This window comes from Bacillus pinisoli (assembly GCF_023036475.1).
Classification (GTDB): domain Bacteria; phylum Bacillota; class Bacilli; order Bacillales; family SA4; genus Bacillus_BS; species Bacillus_BS pinisoli.
The window spans coordinates 92745-116081 of the sequence record NZ_JAJQKI010000001.1 but is presented as its reverse complement, the minus strand read 5'-3'; the positions used below and the strand labels follow the sequence as shown (position 1 = coordinate 116081).

At 36.2% G+C, this 23337-nt stretch carries 20 protein-coding genes and 1 other annotated feature; of the genes, 9 read left to right on the top strand and 11 right to left on the bottom strand.

Annotated elements, in window-relative coordinates; genetic code table 11:
- Positions 1-97 precede the first annotated feature (97 nt).
- The gene (trpS, locus tag LT143_RS00645; protein ID WP_246938609.1) at positions 98-1084 is read right to left on the bottom strand and encodes a tryptophan--tRNA ligase; all 987 of its coding nucleotides are present in this window, start codon (positions 1082-1084) and stop codon (positions 98-100) included.
- A gap of 53 nt (positions 1085-1137) precedes the next feature.
- Positions 1138-1384, bottom strand: a binding site (T-box leader).
- Between the two features lie 315 nt (positions 1385-1699).
- Here trpS and LT143_RS00640 point away from each other — a divergent pair.
- The gene (locus LT143_RS00640; RefSeq protein WP_246938608.1) at positions 1700-2905 is read left to right on the top strand and encodes a putative glycoside hydrolase; all 1206 of its coding nucleotides are present in this window, start codon (positions 1700-1702) and stop codon (positions 2903-2905) included.
- A 32-nt stretch (positions 2906-2937) separates the two neighbouring features.
- Here the strand turns inward: LT143_RS00640 and LT143_RS00635 are convergent, their stop codons facing one another.
- The gene (locus LT143_RS00635) at positions 2938-3126 is read right to left on the bottom strand and encodes a hypothetical protein (RefSeq protein ID WP_246938607.1); all 189 of its coding nucleotides are present in this window, start codon (positions 3124-3126) and stop codon (positions 2938-2940) included.
- Between the two features lie 193 nt (positions 3127-3319).
- Between LT143_RS00635 and LT143_RS00630 the strand changes: the two genes are divergently transcribed.
- The gene (locus LT143_RS00630; RefSeq protein ID WP_246938606.1) at positions 3320-3895 is read left to right on the top strand and encodes a GNAT family N-acetyltransferase; all 576 of its coding nucleotides are present in this window, start codon (positions 3320-3322) and stop codon (positions 3893-3895) included.
- A 60-nt stretch (positions 3896-3955) separates the two neighbouring features.
- Here the strand turns inward: LT143_RS00630 and LT143_RS00625 are convergent, their stop codons facing one another.
- On the bottom strand, positions 3956-7021 hold the full coding sequence (locus LT143_RS00625; protein ID WP_246938605.1) for an efflux RND transporter permease subunit: 3066 nt from the start codon (positions 7019-7021) through the stop codon (positions 3956-3958).
- Positions 7022-7036: 15 nt separating this feature from the next.
- A complete protein-coding gene (locus LT143_RS00620) occupies positions 7037-8242 on the bottom strand; it encodes an efflux RND transporter periplasmic adaptor subunit (RefSeq protein WP_246938604.1) in 1206 nt (401 codons plus the stop codon).
- A 449-nt stretch (positions 8243-8691) separates the two neighbouring features.
- Between LT143_RS00620 and spxA the strand changes: the two genes are divergently transcribed.
- Entirely contained in the window at positions 8692-9087 is a 396-nt protein-coding gene (spxA, locus tag LT143_RS00615) for a transcriptional regulator SpxA (protein WP_246938603.1), read from the top strand.
- 55 nt (positions 9088-9142) lie between these two features.
- On the opposite strand, the gene LT143_RS00610 is transcribed toward spxA, so the two are convergent.
- Complete coding sequence (locus tag LT143_RS00610) at positions 9143-9802, bottom strand: TerC family protein (protein WP_246938602.1); 660 nt, start codon at positions 9800-9802, stop codon at positions 9143-9145.
- Between the two features lie 437 nt (positions 9803-10239).
- On the opposite strand from LT143_RS00610, the gene mecA reads away from it, so the two are divergent.
- From mecA to LT143_RS00595, 3 genes are all read left to right on the top strand, one after another.
- Positions 10240-10923: an adaptor protein MecA gene (mecA, locus tag LT143_RS00605; RefSeq protein ID WP_246938601.1), complete on the top strand. Its 684-nt coding sequence runs from the start codon at positions 10240-10242 to the stop codon at positions 10921-10923.
- A 299-nt stretch (positions 10924-11222) separates the two neighbouring features.
- The gene (gene cls, locus LT143_RS00600; RefSeq protein WP_246938600.1) at positions 11223-12728 is read left to right on the top strand and encodes a cardiolipin synthase; all 1506 of its coding nucleotides are present in this window, start codon (positions 11223-11225) and stop codon (positions 12726-12728) included.
- A 126-nt stretch (positions 12729-12854) separates the two neighbouring features.
- On the top strand, positions 12855-14045 hold the full coding sequence (locus LT143_RS00595) for a competence protein CoiA (protein WP_246938599.1): 1191 nt from the start codon (positions 12855-12857) through the stop codon (positions 14043-14045).
- A 447-nt stretch (positions 14046-14492) separates the two neighbouring features.
- On the opposite strand, the gene map is transcribed toward LT143_RS00595, so the two are convergent.
- On the bottom strand, positions 14493-15242 hold the full coding sequence (gene map, locus LT143_RS00590) for a type I methionyl aminopeptidase (RefSeq protein ID WP_246938598.1): 750 nt from the start codon (positions 15240-15242) through the stop codon (positions 14493-14495).
- A 219-nt stretch (positions 15243-15461) separates the two neighbouring features.
- Between map and pepF the strand changes: the two genes are divergently transcribed.
- Positions 15462-17282 (top strand): oligoendopeptidase F, encoded by a 1821-nt coding sequence (gene pepF, locus LT143_RS00585; RefSeq protein WP_246938597.1) that lies wholly within the window; start codon positions 15462-15464, stop codon positions 17280-17282.
- A gap of 208 nt (positions 17283-17490) precedes the next feature.
- Here the strand turns inward: pepF and LT143_RS00580 are convergent, their stop codons facing one another.
- Together LT143_RS00580 and LT143_RS00575 are read right to left on the bottom strand one after the other, a co-directional pair.
- Positions 17491-18393 carry an ABC transporter permease subunit gene (locus tag LT143_RS00580; protein WP_246938596.1) on the bottom strand — a complete coding sequence of 301 codons (903 nt, stop codon included), beginning with the start codon at positions 18391-18393 and terminating at the stop codon, positions 17491-17493.
- Positions 18390-19352 (bottom strand): ABC transporter permease subunit, encoded by a 963-nt coding sequence (locus tag LT143_RS00575; protein ID WP_246938595.1) that lies wholly within the window; start codon positions 19350-19352, stop codon positions 18390-18392. The genes LT143_RS00580 and LT143_RS00575 overlap by 4 nt, the downstream gene beginning before the upstream one ends.
- Positions 19353-19581: 229 nt before the next feature.
- On the opposite strand from LT143_RS00575, the gene LT143_RS00570 reads away from it, so the two are divergent.
- Positions 19582-20085 (top strand): CBO0543 family protein, encoded by a 504-nt coding sequence (locus tag LT143_RS00570; protein WP_246938594.1) that lies wholly within the window; start codon positions 19582-19584, stop codon positions 20083-20085.
- 346 nt (positions 20086-20431) lie between these two features.
- Positions 20432-21508, top strand: coding sequence for an NAD(P)H-dependent flavin oxidoreductase (locus LT143_RS00565; protein WP_246938593.1), 1077 nt, complete (start codon positions 20432-20434; stop codon positions 21506-21508).
- Here LT143_RS00565 and LT143_RS00560 read toward each other — a convergent pair.
- The 3 genes from LT143_RS00560 to LT143_RS00550 form a co-directional block, all read right to left on the bottom strand.
- On the bottom strand, positions 21505-21684 hold the full coding sequence (locus tag LT143_RS00560) for a hypothetical protein (RefSeq protein WP_246938592.1): 180 nt from the start codon (positions 21682-21684) through the stop codon (positions 21505-21507). The two genes, LT143_RS00565 and LT143_RS00560, sit on opposite strands and share 4 nt — an antisense overlap.
- A 348-nt stretch (positions 21685-22032) precedes the next feature.
- A complete protein-coding gene (locus tag LT143_RS00555; RefSeq protein WP_246938591.1) occupies positions 22033-22890 on the bottom strand; it encodes a ClpXP adapter SpxH family protein in 858 nt (285 codons plus the stop codon).
- Positions 22887-23294: a globin domain-containing protein gene (locus LT143_RS00550; protein ID WP_246938590.1), complete on the bottom strand. Its 408-nt coding sequence runs from the start codon at positions 23292-23294 to the stop codon at positions 22887-22889. Before LT143_RS00550 ends, LT143_RS00555 begins: the two co-directional genes overlap by 4 nt.
- Between the last annotated feature and the right edge of the window lie 43 nt (positions 23295-23337).

Here is a 23337-nt window from a genome sequence, read left to right as displayed (position 1 = left end):
ATGCTGCTGCATCCCTGTTAATTTTCATTCTAATATATCATTATTGAGTTTATAACTATGATTATGTTTAAATAAAACGTCCGTTTGTATCTTAAGTCTATCTCTTTCTTCCGAGCCCCATACCATTTTCCATTTTACGAAGCATCTTATTCGCAACTGTATTTGCTTTTTCTGCACCAGTATCTAAGTAGGTATCTAATAGGTCTGAATTAATTAGTTCATGATATTTCTGTTGTATAGGTTTTAATGCATCTACTACGACTTTTGCTAGATCCCCTTTAAATTCTCCGTAACCTTTACCTTCATATTGTTCTTCTAGTTGGGCAATCGTCTTATTAGAGAGAATAGAATAGATGGTTAAAAGGTTAGATACGCCAGGCTTATTCTCTTTATCGTATTTAACAATTCCCTCAGAGTCAGTAACGGCACTTTTAATTTTCTTTTCAATTTGCTTTTCTTCATCCAAAATAAAAATAGTCGCTTTTAGATTTTCATCTGATTTACTCATTTTTTTCGTTGGTTCTTGTAGGGACATAATTCGAGCGCCTACTTCAGAGATTTTTGGTTCAGGTATAGTGAAGATATCATTATATTTTTTATTAAAACGTTCTGCTAAATCACGAGTTAGCTCGATATGTTGCTTTTGATCCTCACCAACAGGTACTAGGTCTGTACTATAGAGAAGGATATCAGCTGCCATCAATGGAGGGTAAGTAAGAAGTGATGCAGAAACTCCTTCTTTTCCATGTGACTTATCTTTGAACTGTGTCATTCTCTCAAGTTCACCAATATAAGAGACACATTGCATCATCCAACCTGCTTGGGCATGTGCCGGTACCTCTGATTGGATAAATAATGTTGAACGTTCCGGATCTATGCCAGCAGCAATATAGAGTGCCGCTAGATTTCGAATGTTTTTACGCAACTCAAAACGATCTTGAGGTACCGTGATTGCATGCTGATCGACTATACAGAAGAAGCAATTATACTCGTCCTGTAATAAAGGGAAGTGTCTTAAAGCACCAAGATAATTTCCTAATGTTAAAGATCCACTTGGTTGGATACCGGAAAAAATTGTTTTCATTTTAAATACCTCCTAAATTTGACCAATAAAAAAAGGCCATTCGTCTCCTATGGAATAGGGACGAATGACCGTGGTGCCACCCTAATTATTTCGCAAGATTTATGCGAAATCACTTTCATCCTGTATATGATACAGGGTCTATTTTATCGCTTAGACATGCGTTAAAGCCTACTTTGAGTGATCTCATTTCGGTTTAAATGCTCAAAAGCCCATTCTATATAGGTTCCATACCTGCTTCCAGCAAACACAGGCTCTCTGTTATGAATATCCCATATATACTATCTTTATCATTGCATATTTTTCTTAATTTTTTTCTTATTATATAAGAAGATTATTCCAATTACAAGTAACTCTTACTTAGCTTGAACTGTTTTCTTTTATTATATACAAGTATAACTATAATAGGTGTGCCCAGTACTACTATATTTTCCCGGACTAAAAGTATAAATGGGTTATAAAGTTTGTGAAACAATAAAGAATATGAACCAAATTATCTTAATTCTGCATGAGTGATTATAGGTTACTCATAGGATGTAATATAGTATATCTAGAAAAAACTGCATCAGAAAGAGTGATAAATGGATGAAAAAATAGTAAGTAGATAGGAGAATGGTTATGCGATCTCATGTAAAAAAGGTTGTGGTTATTTTAGCAATGATCTGCGCCCTTTTCCCAGGAAGATCATTTGCCGATGAAGTGATCAAGACAAGTAAACAATTTGAGTTTAGGGAAGTGTCTGTTGACAAAAAAACGTTGCCTGAGAAAATGGTGCGTTTTCAATTTGACTCAGGTTATAGCTTTCAGTATCCTGACGCAGTTAGAGGAATTTATGTTACTGGTCATTCTTTTGGTGGTGGACGATTTGATCAGTTAGTTGGGTTAATGGATAATACTGAGTTAAATGCAATGGTTGTCGATATAAAAGATGATCGGGGCCATTTAACATATATGCCCGAACCAAACTCCCCAAATTACTCTATTGGTCAACCGTATATTAAAAATATTAATGATAAACTAAAAATATTAGAAAAGCATGAAATTTATCCAATTGCCCGAGTAGTAGTATTTAAAGACAGTGTATGGTCAAAAAATCGACCAGATTTATCTTTTACAGAGGACGATCAGGTTTGGAAAAATGGGAGAGGGGAGTCTTTTGTAAACCCATTCTTAAAAGAGGTTTGGGATCATAATGTTAATATAGCGATTGAAGCTGCCAAGCTAGGCTTTCAAGAAATTCAATTTGATTACGTGCGGTTTCCTGAAGGATTTGAGAAAAGAGACCAAGTTTTAGATTATGGGATGGGTGAGTATAAGGACCTCCCCCTTGAAAATGTTCAAAAGAGGGTTCAGGCAGTGACAGACTTTGTTCAATATGCAAAGGAAAAATTGGAGCCTTACCAAGTAAAGGTGTCTGTTGACATTTTTGGGTACACAGCTACTTTACCAGAGGCACCTGGAATCGGCCAAAATTTCACAAAGATTTCTGAACATGTAGATGTTATTTCCTCAATGATTTATCCAAGTCACTGGACCTCTTACTTTGGTATTTCAAAGCCTGACTTAGAACCTTACAGGTTAGTATCAGAATACGCGAAGGTGGAAAAAGAAAAATTGAGCCAACTATCTAATCCTCCGTTATCAAGGCCATGGATTCAGGATTTTACAGCTTCATATCTAGGTGCCGGAAACTATAGAAAATACGGTAAGGCTGAGATAGAGGCACAAATTAAAGCACTCAATGAAAATGGTGTAAACGAATTTCTATTATGGAATGCTGGTAACAGTTACACGTCAAATGTTGATTATACTCCACTAAATTAGGGTAAAGAAAAAGTAAACCGCATAAGTGCAGTTTACTTTTTTCTCTTGCCACCAACTTGATTCCAGCCAGTTTGCGTATGAGCCGATTGGTTAAAACTTTCAGGGTCACCATTTCCACCGGCTAATTTCTCACCAATTCCGTTCGTAAGTACACCAATTATAGCCGTTAGACCTATTACCAAGAGTGCCACTAAGCTAAAGTCAACAATATATTCAATCATGATTATGTACCTCCAATCCATCTCCTTCTATTGTAGACAATGTTTAATGAAATGAAAAGAGGGCAACTTATTTTTAAGCATAGTTGTCCTTTAAGTAGAGAAAAATACACGATTTATATTATCGTTGAATAAGATAACCTATATTCAAGACGAACTATTAATGAAAGATTTTATGGAATAGGGGAGTAGCTAAATGAATTGGTATGAGAAGTTAAATCAATATTTTCCAGTAGAGGAAATGAAATCAAAGGAACACATGGAAATCTTGCTAGAAGAGCAGGGAGATATCTATCATAAAGAAGAGGGACCACATCATGTACTCATGTATGTAGAGCTGGAGGATTTTATCTTTATTGATTACCTATTTGTCTCAAAGGATGCAAGGGGAATGGGTCTTGGACATCAGTTAATAGAACAGTTAAAAGAAAAGAATAAACCAATCATCTTAGAAGTAGAGCCTGTCAATTATGAGGACACAGATACGTCTAAAAGATTGCGTTTTTATAAAAGAGAAGGATTCATACATGCAAACTCAATAGGATATAGAAGAAGGTCGTTAGCAACGAATGAGGTGAATGAATTAGAAATCCTATATTGGTCGCCAAATGATCAGGATGAGGCAACTATATATGAAGGAATGAAAAGCACATATCAACTCATTCACACCTATAAAGATAAAGAGTTGTATGGGGAATCATATCAGGATGTTGATGAAGTTTTAACCTTCAGTGATGATGAGGAAGGAAAAGACATACTGAAGAATGTGTAAAAAGGACCCAAGTGGGTCCTTTTATCTTATAGGAAGACGTGGCGGTTACGCCTTGTGTATTTAATCAACAGCTATATCTCGTTGTTTCCTTCGTTTACTCTTCTGACGGTCAAAAGTTAAGTAGACTACAGGGATAAAGAGCAACGTAATAAAGGTGGCAATACTTAGACCAAATACAATAACAATTGCCATCGGCTGTTGAATTTCAGTACCTTCTCCAAAGCCTAGAGTTAATGGTATAAGACCTAAAATGGTTGTTAAAGTGGTCATAAATATTGGTCTTAACCTGGTTGGTGCCGCACTCAGAATTGCCTCAAACGTAGCCATTCCGTTCTTTTTCTGAAGGTTAATCGTCTCTACTAATACAATGGCATTATTAACGACGATCCCCGCTAAAATTAGCATGCCTACGAGGGACCCAACTCCAAATGGCTGATTGGTTATTAATAATCCAAGAATTACTCCAATGACAGCTAGTGGGACTGCAAACATTATAATAAAAGGATACAAGAATGACTCAAACTGCCCTGCCATTACCATATAAACAAGAACAACTGCAAGAGCAAGTGCCAGAGAAAGTTTGAAGAAGGCATCATTCATCTGCTCGTCTTGTCCACCAAATGAGATTTTATATTGATTTGACGGAAAAATAATATTTTCTTTAAGTGTTTCTTCAATGTCTTTTGTCACATCCCCAAGACTTCGGTTTAATATGGATGCTCTTACGGTTATTTCGCGTATCCGGTCAGTTCGTGTAATTTGACTTGGACCTTGATCTCGAATGACTTCTGCTACGACATGTAGGGGGATCTTCTGACCGGTTGGCGTCGATAGTAATAGCTCGGATAAACTCTCAATGGAAGACGTATACGTGTCCTCCAATGTTAATCGAATATCTAATTCTTCACCATTTCTAGCCAGTCGGCTTGCTACAACACCCTTCGTAGCATTTGTAACGGCTGAGGCAATTTGTGCGCTTCCAATACCATATTGACTAGCAGCCTCTCTGTTAATAATAACTGAGATTTGAGGATTGCCTTCCGTATAATTTGTAGTTGGCTCTCTAACACCTTCAACTTTGGATATGAGATCAACCGTATCATTTGCTAACTCCTGCAACACATCGATATTTGGACCTGATATCGTAAGAGATACCGGATCATCTGAAAAACCTCCATCACTGGCTTCTACTGAGACCTTTGCATAAGGTAAATCAGAAACCCTTGTACGAATCTGTTCGGCTATCTCCTGGTCAGAATAGTTTCTTTCATTTTTGGGCACTAGAAGGATATTATAATTTGCTTGATTTGTTCTTGTACCTGCTACAACAGAGAAATTATTTCCACCACCTACTGTGACAAAGGTAAGATCTATTTCCTCAATATCCTCTAATAATTGGTCAATTCTTTCTGTTACCTCATAAGTAGCATCTAATGAACGGCCCTCGGGTAGTTTAACGGTCATATTAATATAACTTTGATCTTGTGCGGGCAGGTATTCAGTTCCAATAAAAGGGGTACCGGCCAAAGAAATAATGACACATGACAAAGTGATGATGATTGTTTTTTTAGGATGATGGAGGGTACGTTCTAGTAACCGTTTATATTGTGTAGCTAATACACTGAATCTCCCTACTTGTTCTTCGTTAGTAGATTTTATCTTCAAAAATAGAGAAGAGAATAATGGTACGATAATAAGTGCAGTAAACAAGGATGCAAATAATGAGAATGACACCACAATGGCGAGTGGTTTAAATAATTGAGCAGCCAATCCTTCAACAAAGATAATCGGTAAAAATACAATAATGGTTGTAAGAGTGGACGCTATAATGGCTGGTCCAACTTCCATCGTTCCTTGGATAGCTGCATCTTTCATCGATTGACCGGTTTGTCTCAGTCTATAGATATTCTCTAATATGACGATTGCATTATCAACCATCATCCCTATACCTAGTGCTAGCCCACCCATTGTGATTAAGTTCAATGTATATCCACTGAAATACATGAAAATAAAAGTCGTGACAATGGAAATAGGAATACTAAAACCGATTATTAATGTACTTCTCCAGTTTCGCAGAAATACATACAAGATTATGGCAGCTAGAATACTACCAATAATCATGTTTGAAGTAACCGCTGAAATGGACTGGTTAATAAATTTACTTTGATCAAAAACAGTCTGAATCTCGATACCTTCAGGTAGCTGATTTTTTATTTCATCTATTCGCTTATGAATTTCCTCCGCTACTGACACAGTGTTTGTACCGGATTGCTTGAGAATAGAAATTCCTACACTTGGCTCCCCGTTTAAAAAGCTAAGCTGAGTCGAAGGTTTAAACGATTCTTCAACTTTTACTAATTGCTGTAAGGGGAGAATTCCATTACTAGTTGGAATGGGAAGTGACTCAATATCAGATACTGATTGAAACTGTCCTGTAACTCTAATCGGTAGCTGTTGACTTTGATCTGTAATGGATCCTGCTGGTAAGTTTAGATTTTCTGAGCCGATAAGTTGTTGAAGCTGTTCGATTGTTACATTATACGTTGCAAGCTCTTTCGGATCGACGATTAATCTAACTTCATTCTCCACTCCACCTTCAATGGATACAGAAGCTACTCCCCCAATGGAATCAAGCAGTGGCTTAATCTCATCTTCAGCGAGTTGTTTTGCTTTTACTAATTCATTACTTACATCTTTAACAGCTAACTGTATAATAGGTAAATCACTAGGATCAAATCTAACAACCCTAGGTGCTTCCACACCCGCAGGTAAAAATTCACGTACGGCATCTATTTTTTCCCGCATATCTAGAGCGGCAAAATCCATGTTAGTACCCCAATTAAAGGAAACTACAACCAATACCCCTCCATTTTGAGAGAAGGAAGAGATTGTCTCAACATTTGGGATTGTTCCCATGGCATTTTCTAGTGGCTCTGCTAAAAGGTTTTCAATCTCCTCTGGTCCTGCTCCATCGTATGTAGCGGTAACGGCAGCAACTGGAAAAGTTAACTCGGGGAATAAATCAATGGTCATATTCTTTACGCTAACGACCCCTAATATAAGGAGAAGCAATACGACCATAGACATCGCTATTGGTCTAAGTACGGCTAGTTTTGAAAGGTTCATGCTTTCAACTCTCTTTTAGTTTGATACATAAATGTCATCCCCATCTTTCAATCTTTCTTTTCCTTCCGTAATAACTTGCTCGTCTAAATTCAGTCCAGAGACAACTTGAATAAATTCTCCGTCACGTATACCCGTTTCAATTGATTTTTTTACAGCAGTTCCCTCTACAGCAATATAGACAAAGGGGCTATTATCTTCATATAATACAGCTTCAATAGGTATCACTAATGCTTGTTCTACTTCATCTATTTTTATAGTGGCAGTAGCTTTCATTCCACCTTTAATTTTATTGTCGGTATTGGCAACTGGAATCGTTACCGTAAACATATTTGTTTCTGGATTCACAGAAGGGGAAATGGTTTCTACTTTTCCTATATAAGGCTCTTCAATACCTGTGAAAGTTAAGCTAACTTCGGTTCCAGGGCTGATTCTTACAACCTCAAAACTATTTACCTGAAAGGTCGCATCAATTTCGGTTAACTCAATGATGGTCACAAGTGGTAAAGTTGGAGTAGCCAGTCCCTTCTCAACGACATTCATAGAAGCTACAATTCCGTTTATTGGAGATTTTATTTCTGCCGCAGCTACTAGTTCTTTTGCCTGATCAACAGCTTGCTTTGCTTGTGAAAGTTGTGCTTCAAGCTCAGTAATGGTCGCTTGAGAAACAGGTTGAAGCTGGCTCGTTGCGTTAGCTAGCTGAGCTTGTTTAATAGAGACCTCTAAGGATTGTTTGAGTACATCTTCAGTTGAAACCTCACCCTCTTGAATCTGAGTAATAAGTTCAGTCGTCCTTGTTAAAATTTCCTCAATTTCTTTTTGTAACTGATCTAATTCTACTAGTTGATCTTCAGAAGGTATTGCTTGTTTGGCAGTATTTAGAGCAGATTGAAGCTTTACAACTGTGTCTTGAGCCTGACTAAGCTGCTTTAAAGCTGCTTCAGGGTCTAATGAAATAAGGACATCATTTTCATTGACGACATCACCGATCTTTACATGAACCTTTTGAACATTGAGGGGCTGTGCCGTAAAAAGTGGGACTTGAACATGAGGAACAGCCAGTCCGTTTAACTGAATGGAGTTTGATATTGCTTTCGTTAATGCTGGTTCAACTTTAACAGGGAGTTGCTCACTTGCTGTATCCTGTTTGGTAATCTCTTTTGTCGTGCAACCACTTAATAGAAACAGTGAAAAAATAATCAACATATAAATAGAAGTTCTCAATGTTTTCACCTCTTGTAATAGCATGTCTAAAGATAAAATTATCATGTATATGTAAGAATTAACAAAGAATAAGCTGCGAGTTTTAGAAATTAGAGAAAAAATGTGTCCATTTTATGTTTATAGAAAATTTTTTCGGGAAAAGAAGAGGAAAGATGAAACCTTTTACATACTAAACTCGTACAAATAGTATATATGCTTTTTGTCAGGTAGGTAGGTGAAAAAGTCACTAAAAAGTCAAAATAAGTCAAGAAGTTTCTATATATTTATTATACAAATTAGTTTATAATAAATATAAATATTTCTATTTTGTACTTATTCTAAAATAAGTATGAAAATCATTATCAGTAAGAGGCGTATGCATACCGATTGCCCATGTTTTCTTGGAGCGACGCGAAGCTACGGCTGGATCATAAAAACTAAACCTTATTATATAAAGGAGTGAAGTATTAATGGTTACATTATATACATCACCAAGTTGTACATCTTGTCGAAAGGCAAAATCTTGGTTAGAGGAGCATGATATTCCATATGTAGAGCGTAATATTATGTCTGAACCTCTATCATTAAAAGAAATTAAAGAAATTCTACGTATGACAGAAGATGGGACAGATGAGATTATTTCAACAAGATCTAAAACGTTCCAAAAACTAAATGTTAATGTTGAATCGCTACCATTGCAAGATCTATATTCGCTCATTCAAGAAAATCCAGGACTATTAAGAAGACCTATTATTATTGATGAGAAGCGTCTTCAGGTTGGATACAATGAAGATGAAATTAGAAGATTCCTACCTCGTAAGGTTCGTACTTTCCAACTTAGAGAGGCACAGCGTTTAGTTAATTAATAACTCTTTGACATAAAGAAAAACTTCTACACCGTGTAGAAGTTTTTCTTTTAAACTATTTCTTTCTCTTATTTACGATATACCCTACAAGAAGTAAGAGAACAACTGTGAAGATGGGAATTAAGATTCGTAGAGTCTCATTTTGATTAAAAAATGGTTGAAGTCTATCCTCATGAACTAGCATATTACCAGCTGTATAAGCTAAAATTCCTCCACCAACATAGACAAGTGAAGCAAACCGCTCCATTAGGTATAAAATCAACTTACTTCCCCAAATAATGATAGGGACGGATACGAATAATCCTATCATGACAAGATAGATATTTCCGTGTGCCGCTCCGGCTACAGCAATGACATTGTCAAAGCCCATTACTATATCAGCGAAAACAATTGTTTTGACTGCAGCACCAAGTGTTGCACCAGCATGTATATCAGCGGTGTCATCACCATCGTCTACTAAGAGTTTATAAGCAATATAGAGTAATAGAATACCACCAATGAATTGTAGGAATGGAATCTGCAGTAAATAAACAGCTAATATAGTTAATACAATTCTTATTACAATTGCGAGACCTGTGCCTAGGAATATGGCTTTGTTTCGCTTTGATTCAGGGAGATTCCTACTTGCTAATGCAATGACAATAGCGTTATCTCCGCCTAAGACTATATCAATACCGATGATTAATAGTAAAGCTGTCCAAAACTCTAATTCCATAACAAACACCCTAACCGTTAAATTGATTGACTTACTCAATATAAGCATATTTAAAGTACCTGTCAAGAAAAAGTGGACCTGCTTCACTAGTGAGATTTATAGATTAACAGCATCTTTAACCATGTAATAGGCATACGTTTGTTTTTAAAAGATTAGGTGTTTTTATTTCCCTATTTTTGCGTTTTATCATAAAATAGAACAAAAGGCGCAAGTTCTCCATTTAGTCTCAGACATAGAAGATCACACAATATTTTTGCTAGGTGAAGGAACTTGTTGACTAAGCTCTACCCATACTTTTACTAATAGCTCTCAGTCGATATTAACAAATAAATGTGATACGATTGATATATAAGTAAAATGGGCACATTGTATAATAGAGCTTCCGCTTTGGGGGTAGTATGTCCCTTCAAAAATAGGTGAAGAAGGGAGAGGTGAAAATGGAAATCGAACGTATTAATGAACACACAGTAAAGTTTTATATAACATATGGTGATATTGAAGAACGAGGATTCGATCGTGAAGAGATTTGGTATAACCGAGAAAGAAGTGAAGAACTTTTCTGGGAAATGATGGATGAAGTTCATCATCAAGAAGAGTTTGCTGTTGAAGGACCACTTTGGATTCAAGTACAGGCAATGGAAAAAGGTATTGAAGTTGTCGTAACGAAAGCACAAATTTCAAAGGATGGACAGAAGTTTGAACTATCTCTAGGAGAAGACAAGAATCTGGACCTTCCTGTCGATGATAAAATTGAATCTTTGTTGGACCAGCATTTCCAAACAAAAGACAAGGATACATCGGAATTGGATACAGAGCTAGAATCTGACTCTCTACAATTTATGGTACGATTCCGAGATTTTGAGGATGTCATCTCTTTAAGTCATAGAATTAATTTGGACGATGTACAAAATAGTTTATTTGTATTTGAGAATTCCTATTACCTCTATATTGAATTTAATGAAAATATAGAGGAAGAAAGTCTAGATAATATCTTAAGTCTTGTCCTCGAATATGGACACGAAAGCCAATTAACCATTCACCGAATGGAAGAGTATGGAAAGAAAATTGTTGATACAGAAGCATTAGCTGTTATTAATAAACATTTTTCATTAAAATCTTAACCGATTCCTGATAAGGAGTCGGTTTTTTAAGCAAAGGCTCTTTTCGTATAGATTGTTGCTTACGTAAAAATCCCTAAAGCCGGATTTTTACTCGGTAGTACAGTGTTCAATGCTTTAAATAGAGACAGTTGCTCTTTTCTAACAATTATTACTCTGGTTTAATAGTATTAGAAGAGAAATTTATTTGAAAATTAGTATGAAAAGCAACAAAGACTTAGAAAAGAGCCTAAACAAATCAGTCGTTTAACTATTTCTTTAGAAGGCTGGGGAAACCTTACCTGAAGAAAAGAGGTCTAATTATGAAACAAACGATTCAAGTACTGCTTTTCATCCTGTTTGTTTTATTTTCTCTTTATTCTATACAGACATATACGGGGCAACAATTAATCGGTGCCATCAGTGTAATCTTCAGTTTGCTTGCTGTTTTAACGGGTTTTGTCATCTTCCTTGAAAACCGGAATCCAACCAAAACGATTACATGGCTGATTGTGTTAGGAATCTTTCCAATTGTAGGATTTATTTTTTATATACTTTTTGGACGAAACTTTAGGAAGAAAAAGACCTTTCAAGAGAAAGCTGAAATTGATGAGGAAACTTTTCCCGGAAGAGAAGGTAGTAAATATGATGATAATCGTAACTTATTTAACGGTCATCAACAAAGGCTTTTGACGCTTGCGCAAAGACTAGGTAGAAATCCGATATCGACTAGAACCCATTCAGAGGTTCTAACGAACGGGGAAGAAACCTTTAGTAAGATCATAATGGAGTTAAAACGAGCGAAACGATTTATCCACCTTGAATATTATATCGTTCGAGATGATGAAATTGGCAATCAAATAAAGGATTTGTTAATAGAGAAGGCTAAACAAGGGGTAGAGGTCAGATTTCTTTATGATTCAGTAGGCAGCTGGAGGTTATCTAAAACCTACATTCAGTCTTTAAAAGACTCAGGAGTCCAAATTATCCCTTTCTCACCTGTTAAGCTTCCTTTCCTAAACCATAAGGTGAATTTTCGAAATCACCGAAAGATTATCGTGGTTGATGGAGAGCGAGGTTTTGTCGGCGGACTTAATATAGGTGATGAATATCTGGGTAAAGATGATTATTTTGGTTTTTGGCGAGATACTCATTTATATCTTGAAGGGGAGGGTGTGAAGAGCTTACAGGTTATCTTTCTTCAAGACTGGTACTACATGACAAATGAAGCTCTATTATCTCGAGCCTACTTATCACCAACCTACGTAGAATCACCCAATAACGGAGCAGTTCAATTAGTCGCAGGAGGGCCAGACAATGAGTGGGAGGTTATTAAAAATCTATTCTTTGAAATGATCTCTTCCGCTAGAAAATCTATTTGTATAGCTACGCCTTATTTAATTCCTGATGTAGATATCTTATCGGCTTTGAAAATTGCTTCGCTTAGTGGCATTGATGTGAAAATCATCGTTCCAAGCCGCCCAGATAAAAGAATTGTCTTCTATGCATCGAGATCTTACTTTCCAGAGTTGATGGAAGCGGGTGTCCAAGTATATGAGTACCAAAAAGGGTTTATGCACAGTAAATATATTATAATAGATCAAGAAGTAGCTTCTATTGGGACGTCTAATATGGATATGAGAAGCTTTCATCTAAATTTTGAAGTTAATGCTTTCTTGTATGAATCCAACAGTATTAAAGGATTAGTCAATGCTTTTGAAAAAGATATTGAGCAATCTAATGCCATTAACCCTAACCTATTCAACGAGCGCTCGATTTTTATAAGAGTACTTGAATCTTTATCACGATTGCTTTCTCCTTTATTGTAGGCTGTATTCTAACAACTTTGTTGATTAGAGTACAGCTTTTATTTTTTTGTAAAAGAGCCATATCATGAAGGAATCTTAGAAGAAGAATCGAAATTAAAAGGGAATCTAAAAAAAGGAGATGAGTAAGTGCTAGTTGCTCAAAATCATAATGGTCAATTAATCTCAATTACCAAGGATTGGACCAAGGAGTCATTATTCAACTTGAGAAATCAGGAAGAATTTCACTGTCCCGGTTGTAAAGAGCCCGTAATGCTCCGAGTTGGTGATCAAAGAATTCCTCATTTTGCCCACGTAAGATCCTCTCAATGTCATTCCTTCTCAGAACCAGAATCAAGCTATCATTTAAGCGGTAAGCTTCAACTGTATGAATGGTTACAAAATCAATCACTTTATCCTGTTCTAGAGCCTTATATTCATTACATTAAACAGCGCCCCGATTTATATCTCTCTATAAAATCAGCTTCATATGCTATAGAATATCAGTGTTCAACCATTTCTTTTAAGCAATTTAAGGAGAGAACAGAGGGATATGTAAGTAAACAAATCAAGCCGCTTTGGATTCTAGGAGGGAAGAGACTAAAGCGTTATGGTCCCGGAGAGTTTTCGCTTTCAGCGTTTGATTGGATGTTCGTGCAATTAGGGAGTAACCATAAACCTTATCTATTATCTTATTGTTCAGAAATAAGAAAGTTTTTATTTCTCCATCATATTATTCCACTTTCTTCTACTAAAGCGTTAGGGGATCTAGATATAATTTGTCCCGCTGACCTCACATTTCGAAATCTCGTTTCCCATCATAAAGATCCGAACTCATCCATACAGCAATGGATAGATATTAAGAAAAACTGGAGATTACACTGTACGAGGTACCCGTCTCAAAGTATGAAGAAACTATTACACTTCTTATATCAGAAACAAGTTTATCCATCTTTACTTCCTTCTGAAATTGGCATCCCCATTCGATCCATGTATTGGATTCAAACTTCTCCATTTGTTTGGCAATCTTGGATCCTACTAGAATTTATCGAACAACGTCCAATCGGAGACGTGTTTACTTTTCAATCATTATATGAATATTTTAATCTTAAAAGGAAAACAGAGCCATTATTTATTCGTGACTTGCCTCTAATCACGACAAGTCATTATTCGTTTGCACTTATGGAGTATCTACAATCTTTAGTTCAAGTGGGTCTTTTAGAACGTGTCAATACGAAGACCTTTAAAAGAATAACAAGGTGCCAATATCCTAAAAATATAGAAGAAGCGCTTGAATTTGATGAAAGACTCTTTACCAAGCATAAAAAGCTGTTAATGTAGGTAAACGCCTAATTATTTATGAATTTGTTGTGAGGAATCAGATTTTTATTAGAAAGATGTTGGGAGCTAAGTGTCTTACCAAATAGTAAACCCGAACTATTAGGCGAAATATTAAAGTATCATTCATCTAGTAGTTCGGGTCTATTTTTATTTCTATTATAAAACTGTTGTTCTTTTCACAAAATATTTTTAAGTATTATGTAGTGGAATGAAGCGAAAGACACTCGACTCCTGCGGGAAATAGAGAAAAGGCTGAGACCCCGCAGGCGTAGCCGAGGAGTGGGGTTTTTCACGCTAGTGAAAATACCCTTCTTATCTCCCCGCGGAAAGCGAGGGTCTGCAGCGCAATGAAACGCACTTATTATTCCCGATAAACTAATTAATAAATTACAAAAATAGATAATTATTTGTATGTCAAAATGAATTAATCTCTTGCTAAACCCTATTCTATATTTGTTCTGTTAATAATAATGGTCCTTTTTTTGTTATGGCTATTGTGTGCTCATATTGTGCCGATAAGGAGCCATCTACTGTACGTGCAGTCCAACCATTGGAATCCATTTTAGAATGCCACTCTCCAATGTTCACCATCGGTTCAATCGTAATGACCATTCCTTCTTTTAAACGAAGCCCCTTATGAGGTAAGCCAAAATGAGGCACTTGCGGGTCTTCATGTATAGTAGGTCCAATACCGTGGCCTATAAAGTCTCTTACGACAGAGAATCCTTCTGCCTCAACATATGTTTGAATGGCATGCCCGATATCTCCAATCCTATTACCTGCTACAGCTTTCTCTATTCCTCGATAAAGAGCTTCCTTTGTTACATCAAGCAACTTCTGCGTTTTTTCAGGTATATTGCCAACTGCATAAGACCAGGCTGAATCTGCCAACCCACCGTTTAAATTTACGACCATATCAATCGTGACAATATCGCCATCTTTTAGCGGTTCTTTCCTAGGAAAACCGTGGCAAATTTCATCGTTGATGGATGCACATGTTGCATACTCATAGCCACGAAAGCCTTTTTGTTCTGGTGTAGCTCCGTGTTCGGCAAGAAATTTTTCTACAAAGGCATCAATTTCAGCTGTCGTAATGCCAGGCTTAATCATCTTTGCAATTTCTTTATGACAAGCAGCTAAGAGCTTACCAGCTTTGTGCATTAGTTCAATTTCTCTCTCTGTTTTTATTGTAATCATATCAATCACTTCCTTTTTCTATGTGTAGAGGTATATGTGTAAATCTAACATCTTTTTATTATACATTGGAAGGAGTGGATATAAAAAATATATTCGTAAAAACTAGATAATGTGTAAAAAAAGAGGGAATATACATGTTAGAATCGAATAGTTATGAGAGATAGCGGGATATTCGTTGTCTTTGAAAAGTATTTTTTCAATGTATTAGGAGGGATAACAATGGCAGAACAAACAGCAACTAAAACATTGCCAGCAAGAAGTGAGATTCCACATCAGGATACCTGGAGATTAGAAGATATCTTTACGACAGACGAACAATGGGAAGCTGAATTTAATGCGGTTAAAGCAATGATTCCTAAGGTAAGTGAATTTGAAGGGAAGCTCGGAGATTCAGCAGATACATTATTAGCATTACTTACATATCAGGATGAATTATTAATGAGAATGGGTAAACTTTATACCTATGCACATATGAGATATGACCAAGATACAACAAATTCGCACTACCAAGGCTTAGATGATCGCGCGAAAAACTTATATACTCAAATTTCAAGTGCTCTTTCTTATGTCGTACCAGAAATTTTAGCGTTAGATGAAGAGAAGGTTAAGTCATTTATAGCTGAAAAGGATGAGTTACAAGTATATGCCCATGCAATTGAGGATATTACGAGGACTCGCCCTCATGTATTAAGTGCTAAAGAAGAAGCTTTATTAGCTAAAACAGCTGATGTGACAAGTTCACCAGCTACCACGTTCGGAATGCTGAATAATGCTGACTTAAAATTCCCAACCATTAAGGATGAAAACGGGGAAGAAGTTGAAATTACTCACGGACGTTATATTCGCTTTCTAGAAAGCACGGATGTACGTGTTAGAGAAGAAGCGTTTAAAGCAGTGTATGAGACTTATGGAAAGTATAAAAACACATTCTCAAGTACGCTGGCTGGAGTCGTAAAGAAGGATAATTTTTATGCTAGTGTAAGAAATTATAAGTCAGCTCGAGAGTCTGCTTTAAGTAGTAATAACATTCCTGAGCAAGTGTATGAGAATCTTGTAGACACCGTAAACGACCATTTACATTTATTACATCGTTACGTGTCGCTACGCAAAAAAGTGCTAGGATTAAAAGAGATTCATATGTATGACCTGTTTACTCCTCTTGTGAAGGATGTAAAGATGGAAGTTACGTATGACGAAGCAAAGGATCTTGTATTAAAAGGCCTAACTCCTCTTGGAGAAGAATATCAGGATATCTTAAAAGAAGCTTATCAAAACAGATGGGTCGACGTTCAGGAAAATAAAGGGAAACGTAGTGGTGCATACTCTTCTGGAGCATATGGAACAAATCCATATATCCTAATGAACTGGCAAGACAATGTGAATAATTTATTCACTCTTGCTCATGAGTTTGGGCATTCTGTACACAGCTACTACACAAGAAAAACACAACCATACGTTTATGGAAACTACTCTATTTTCGTAGCGGAGGTTGCATCGACGTGTAATGAAAATCTTCTAAATGATTATTTATTAAAAACAATTGATGATGATCAGAAACGTTTATACTTATTAAACCATTACCTTGAAGGCTTCCGTGGAACGGTCTTCCGTCAAACGATGTTTGCTGAGTTTGAACATCAAATTCATGTAAAGGCTCAACAAGGAGAAGCTTTAACAGCAGATCTACTCACTAGCATGTACTATGAGCTAAACAAAAAGTACTTCGGTGATGAGATCGTAATTGATGAAGAAATTGGTCTAGAGTGGTCTAGAATACCTCATTTCTACTACAATTACTATGTATTCCAATATGCGACAGGATTCAGTGCTGCAACAGCATTATCAAAACAAATTCTAGAAGAAGGTCAACCAGCTGTAGACCGGTACCTAGACTTCTTAAAAGCAGGAAGTTCTGATTATCCGATTGAAGTCCTTAAAAAGGCTGGCGTTGATATGACGTCTTCTGAGCCAATTAAACAGGCTCTTCAAGTATTTGAAGAGAAGCTAACAGAAATGGAACAATTATTAGAACAAAAATAAATAGCAAAAGGCCGATTTTTCTAAAGAGAAATCGGCCTTTTATTTTGGTAAGGAAATTATAAAATGATCATTTGCGGATAACTTGGGTCAGTGCATTTCAATCCAGCTCCAGCGCCCAGCCCTTCGAAAGAAAAAGAACAACACTTTTTCCTCGGTCAAAGGAACATTTGCTATGCCTGAGGCTAACCGGGGCAAATGCGCCTTTTGTTCATATTCTCGCCTTCTTTTCAAAGAAGTCTTTTAACCCTTCGCCAAATAAATTAATGGCAAAAATGGTATAAGCTATAAATACGGAAGCCCAGAACGGGATCCAAATAGCTCTACGTATATCTTCAAGAACATCTTTTAAGAAAATGGGCCAGTTGTTCGAGTTATTCATCCAAATCCATTGTCCAGTTTCATCTTGAAAGATTACTTGAGTAAGGAATACAGAGGCAAAGCCTAATTGGGCAAGTAATAGTAAGTTCCTGCCTAAATCAAGAATTAGATGAACAATAACTTGATTTCGTGCGGGCTGTAAATAATAACGAAAAAATAAATAAATAGGCTTTGCTCCTGATGAGATTCCTGATGCTATATATTGCTTTGTTTTGATTTGCTCGAACATAACTCGATATAGTTCTGCCACTCTACCTACATCGATAAAGGCAATTAAAAAAATCATCATCCATAAACGATTGAGAGAATACAAGATAAAGGGTAATAAAGAAAGTATTAGTATCACCATAAAGGTTGGTACATAAGAAAATAAACGGTTCCATGACATTACTAAACTTTTAGCAAATCTGTTATGGATCGCCATATATCCTAAAGGTAAAGCCAATGTGTATCGGATAAGGGAGATACACAATATGAATAATAAGGTTTCTTTAGCGCCATTTATTAACACACTTAACAAATCTCTTCCTTTAGCATCTGTGCCCAATAAATAATCTTCAGAAGGTGGATAAGGGGGAGGTACTGGTTTACGATTTTCATCTAATATATACATTTTTCCCTCGAGATCATTACTCACAAACGGAAGATAGGGTCCGATAAACGTGATCAACAGTAAAAGGGCTAAGGCAATGCTACCAACTAAAAATAATGGACTTATACGAAATACATTCATAGTGAGGCTCCTCTTGGTTTTTGAACAACACGGGATTCTTGATCTCGCGACCGATTGGTTAACCAAGTAGAATGCCGTTCTATTTTCCAGATGAATAATATGATTTTATTGAACCATACAGCAACATACATTATAAGTAAAAACACGAGTAAATACCCTATCGTTAAATTAAATTCCCGGTTAAGTATCGCGTTCATTAATTGGTACCCCGCTCCGTTATACGCGGATAGTAGTTCAATAATAGGAAGACTAGATAAAAAGAAGAGAAACACGGTTTGACCATGAGCCATGAAAGTTTGTATACAATTTTTAATGATATGCCTATTTAAGACCCAATAGGGATGTAGCCCCTTAGATTTTGCTGTTAATACATAATCATTTTTTTCAGCCTGTTTCAGCTCAGTATATACAATCTTGGATAAATAGAACACAGGGAAAATTAGCAAAGCAAATAAAGGTAAAAAGATGTTGAACCAATTCTCGTGTCCATACAAATCCAGTCGTATAAAACCTGATCTGGCAAGAAGTAAAAACGAATATTGAAGTAAGATAAAGATAAAGAAATCAGGTAAGGATGTAAAAAGGATATTAGATACTCTACCGATTAAAGTTTGGGACATTCTTGAAAATTTATAATCTAGTAATCCCTTAATAAAACCAAACAGTAAACTTAAAACGTACCCTAATATAATAAGTAGTAGACTCCTTCCAACGTAACGCTGAATATGTTCAGAAACGGTAATTCCAATTTTAGTAGTACCCAGACCATTGCCGGATAACAAGTTAAGGCATGTATCTTTAACTTCGTTCCAATAGATAGTCCACTTATAGTCAAATGTTAATTGATAATCCTCTAAAACTTCTTCTGTCCCAGTAGGTATGAGTGTAATAGAAATTAATAGAAACGCTATGACTATAAACATCACGATTTGCTTTACCAAACTGATTACTACATTCATCTTCATCCTCCTCAACTACTAATATAATGCTGACTAAGGTAAGATTGTTGCAACATTGAGTTAAATGTAAATACTTTCCATATGTATTCTAAGTTATATTGGTTGGGAAGTAAAACAATATTTCAACAAAATTGATAAGGACATGCTTTCTAGAATACTGCTCTAACTCAGATATGAATGTGATAATGAGGTTTTGGAAACTCTATATTTTGATAAGGGGGACATTGCTATGATTGAGAGAACGATTATTAGAGTAGGTATAATATTTGGAATCCTTGCGTTTCCTACGTTATTCAAAAGACCGTCGAATAAACTCTGGGTTTCATTGTTTATAATTAATGGAATCTTTAATCACGTATTAGACAGAATATTGATTACTACAAAAAAATTGAAATATCCAAAACGATTCTTACCTAGAATCTTTAAAGTAAATGTAGTGTATGATTATTTAGTTTGTCCTTATTTATCTGTGTGGTTTGCGCAACAAACATATCATGATAAACTTCCTAAAATATTAATGAAAGCATTTTTTTTTACCATACCACAAGCTTCATATGAAATTTGGCTTGAACGGAAAACTGATACAATGAAGTTCTCAAGAAGCTGGGAGTGGTACTATTCAATATTTCTCGTATTTATCGTCAAATTAATTTCTAGAGGCGTACTTTCTATTTTAAAATTATTCATGAGTATGATAATTCAGAGAAGCTCTATACATGATAAAAACACCTAAGGGATTAGGGTGTTTTGTTTCATTTACTTATGTAAGAAAAATCTAATATAGAGATGACCTATATTAGATTTATTGCCACCTTTACACTTGCTTCATAATACATTCTTCACGACTACCTTTCAAAATCCACTTTTAAGCAGTTAAAGACATCACTACTTATAAATAATAGTTCCACCTTCTATTTTTGTTACAGCAGCACGGGTGTTACCCCGTTACCAATTAGATTTATAATGGGACAAGCAGTAGGTATTGCAGACATGATTATGAAGCATATGATAGATTATAAGGTAAGAATTAAATTAAATATTAAATTATAGAACATAATCAGATTGAGAGGTGGAGAAGGATGAATACAAGAATAACTGAAATGCTATCAATACGTTACCCAATTATACAAGCACCCATGGCTGGTGGCGTGACGACAACTGAATTGTTAACGGCCGCTGCAGAAGCAGGAGTACTCGGTATGATTGGGGCAGGGTATATGAGTCCAGTTCAGTTAAAAACCCAAATCCAAGGGATAAAGAAAATAACTTCAAGACCTTTTGGCGTAAATTTATTTGTACCAGTAAATTATCTCATAGATCAAAAGACAATAAAGACTTCACAAGAATTATTGGCTCCCGTCCGTGCTGCACTAAATTTGCCGGAACTTCTTGAGCTACCTACTTTTCCAGATTTACATAAAACTTTTCAAGAGCAAGTAAAGATTGTTATAGATGAAAACATTCCTGTTTGCTCCTTCACGTTTGGGTTACCTTCTGAAGAAACCATTCATGAATTAAAAAAGCATGGTATAAAGTTAGTGGGAACAGCAACAAATGTAAAGGAAGCTATATCTTGTGAACAGGCCGGAATGGATCTGATTGTGTTACAAGGAAGTGAGGCAGGTGGTCATAGGGGAACCTTTAATGATGAAGATTACGAAGATAGTTTAATCGGACTTATGTCTCTTATTCCACAAGTAAAGAAGCAAGTCCAACTACCTGTTATAGCTGCAGGGGGTATTATGGATGGGAGAGGATTAGTTACTGCTCTTCATTTAGGTGCAGAGGCGGTTCAAATGGGAACAGCTTTCTTAACAACTAAGGAAAGTGGGGCTCATCCGAAGCATAAGGAAGCAATCCTCCAAGCGGCAGAGGATGAGACCGTCATCACAAGAGCCTTTTCAGGAAAACCGGCAAGAGGAATTAAAAACCACTTTATAGAGCAGCTTCGTCTAAATGAACAGACACTCCCGGTTTTCCCTGTACAAAACTCATTAACGCAAGACATTCGAAAAGCGGCAGCAACAAACAATAATCCAGACTATATGTCACTTTGGTCGGGTCAATGTCCTCAACTGGCACGAGATCTTACCGTTCAAGAACTAGTAGTAGAAACAATAAAACAAGCTGAATTATTGTATGATAAGAAACACTAATTACGATGAAAGCCTCTAAATCGCCTGCGGTTATTATAACTATAGACTATCAATAATAGTACGATGAATAATAGAGGGGTCGTAAGTAATAAAGGCATTAGGTTTAACATGCCAAGTAGCTGAATGTAAAAAGCAAACATAAACGCTAAAATGGCAATGATTGTTTTAAGACTCATAGCTTTCCCTCCTTTATAGAAGTCGTCCTGTTTTATAATCTTATGCAAGTTCGAACCATCTTATGGTTGAAAAAGGCTGTTTTCGTAAAAATTGTTGCTTTCGTAAAAATCTCAGGTAGCCGGATTTTTACTAGGTAGTACAACGTCCAGTCCTTTAAATAGAGAGTTGCTCATTTCTAACAATTATTACTTCGTTTTTTCGTACAAAATAGGATGGATATTTAGAATTATTAGCTTGAAAATCAACAAAGTTTTAGAAAAGAGCCTTGAAAAAAAGACTAATAAAAAAGATTTGGTTAGAAACCAAATCTTTTTTATATAGTGATAATTGGACCGTATTATCAATACTTACTCAATATACCTCCAAAATGTTCCGTACTTGACTGGTACTAACTCTACTTTTTGTTTGAGAAGTAGCTTTTTCATTTCTATTTCTACTTCATGCACTTCCATGTTATAGACTACAGCTATCTCTTTGGTGGCAACAAACTTAAAATACTGTAAAAACTCTTCTAATGGAGGCGGAGTAGCAGGCGCCAATTCTTCTTGCAGAAGGTCTTGAATGATACGAACGTACACCTCATAAGCATATAGTCCTGTTACCTTCATTCCTTCTTCTTCAATATTTTCGTTAAAGAATACTAAGGTCGGAATTTTGTCTACTTCCATTTCAGAAGTAATTTTCAAGTCGCATTGGAAAGCTTTTGCCGCACTTTCAGAATGCAGGTCTTTTACGAACTCATTCGTCTCAAGACCTACTTCATCAGCGCAATCAATAAGGACATCCTCTTCTGATATATTTTGTTTTTGTAAGAATAGAAGCTCCTGTAGCTTTCGTAAATATTTCAGGCCAATTTTTCTACCTTGAAGTTCAGCTGCTTTTATGGCGATTGAAGCTGTAAAGGGGGTTGCTATTGGATTTTCAAACCATATGTCACCGTCACATGACATCCCAGATCGACTTGCCGTTCGTTCCCATACAGTAGCAATATTACCATTTAATGTAGCCTTTCTTAGGTTTAATGTAGCGAGACGGCCACTTAAAACATGCCTAATTGAAAAATATTTTCCGTATTCTATTTGCAATTTCTTTAGAATCGGCTCCAATGCCCAGCATTCCGGACATAAAGGATCAATGAATACATAAATCTCAAGCGGTTTTTTTCCACATTCATAAGAAGCGGAGGGATCTATCTGATCAATCATCGTGGTTCCCCCTTGTCTTCCGGAGTATTAATCATATGCTGTGCAGTTAGCACTAAGCGGTGATAAAACCCATCACGAAGATCTCCTTCTAATCCAATCTCATCCATAGCTTCGTCCATACAGGTTAACCATGCTTTGGCTCGACTAGGTGTAATTTCAAAAGGCAAATGACGGGCCCTCAGCATGGGATGGCCATGTTCCTCCGTATAAAGGCTTGGGCCTCCTAAATATTGAGTCAAGAACTGTTTCTGTTTGCGGGCCGTCTCCGTTAAATCGTTAGGGAATATTGGTTGTAGCTCAGGATGACTTCCTACTCTATTGTAAAAGGCATCTACTAAACGAGAGATTACCTCCTCTCCACCAATTGCCTGGAAGGGGGTATTAGCGTACTCTTGCTCTGTCATATAAATAAAACTCCTTTTCATTATAGGAAGGTTCAAGTTGTAT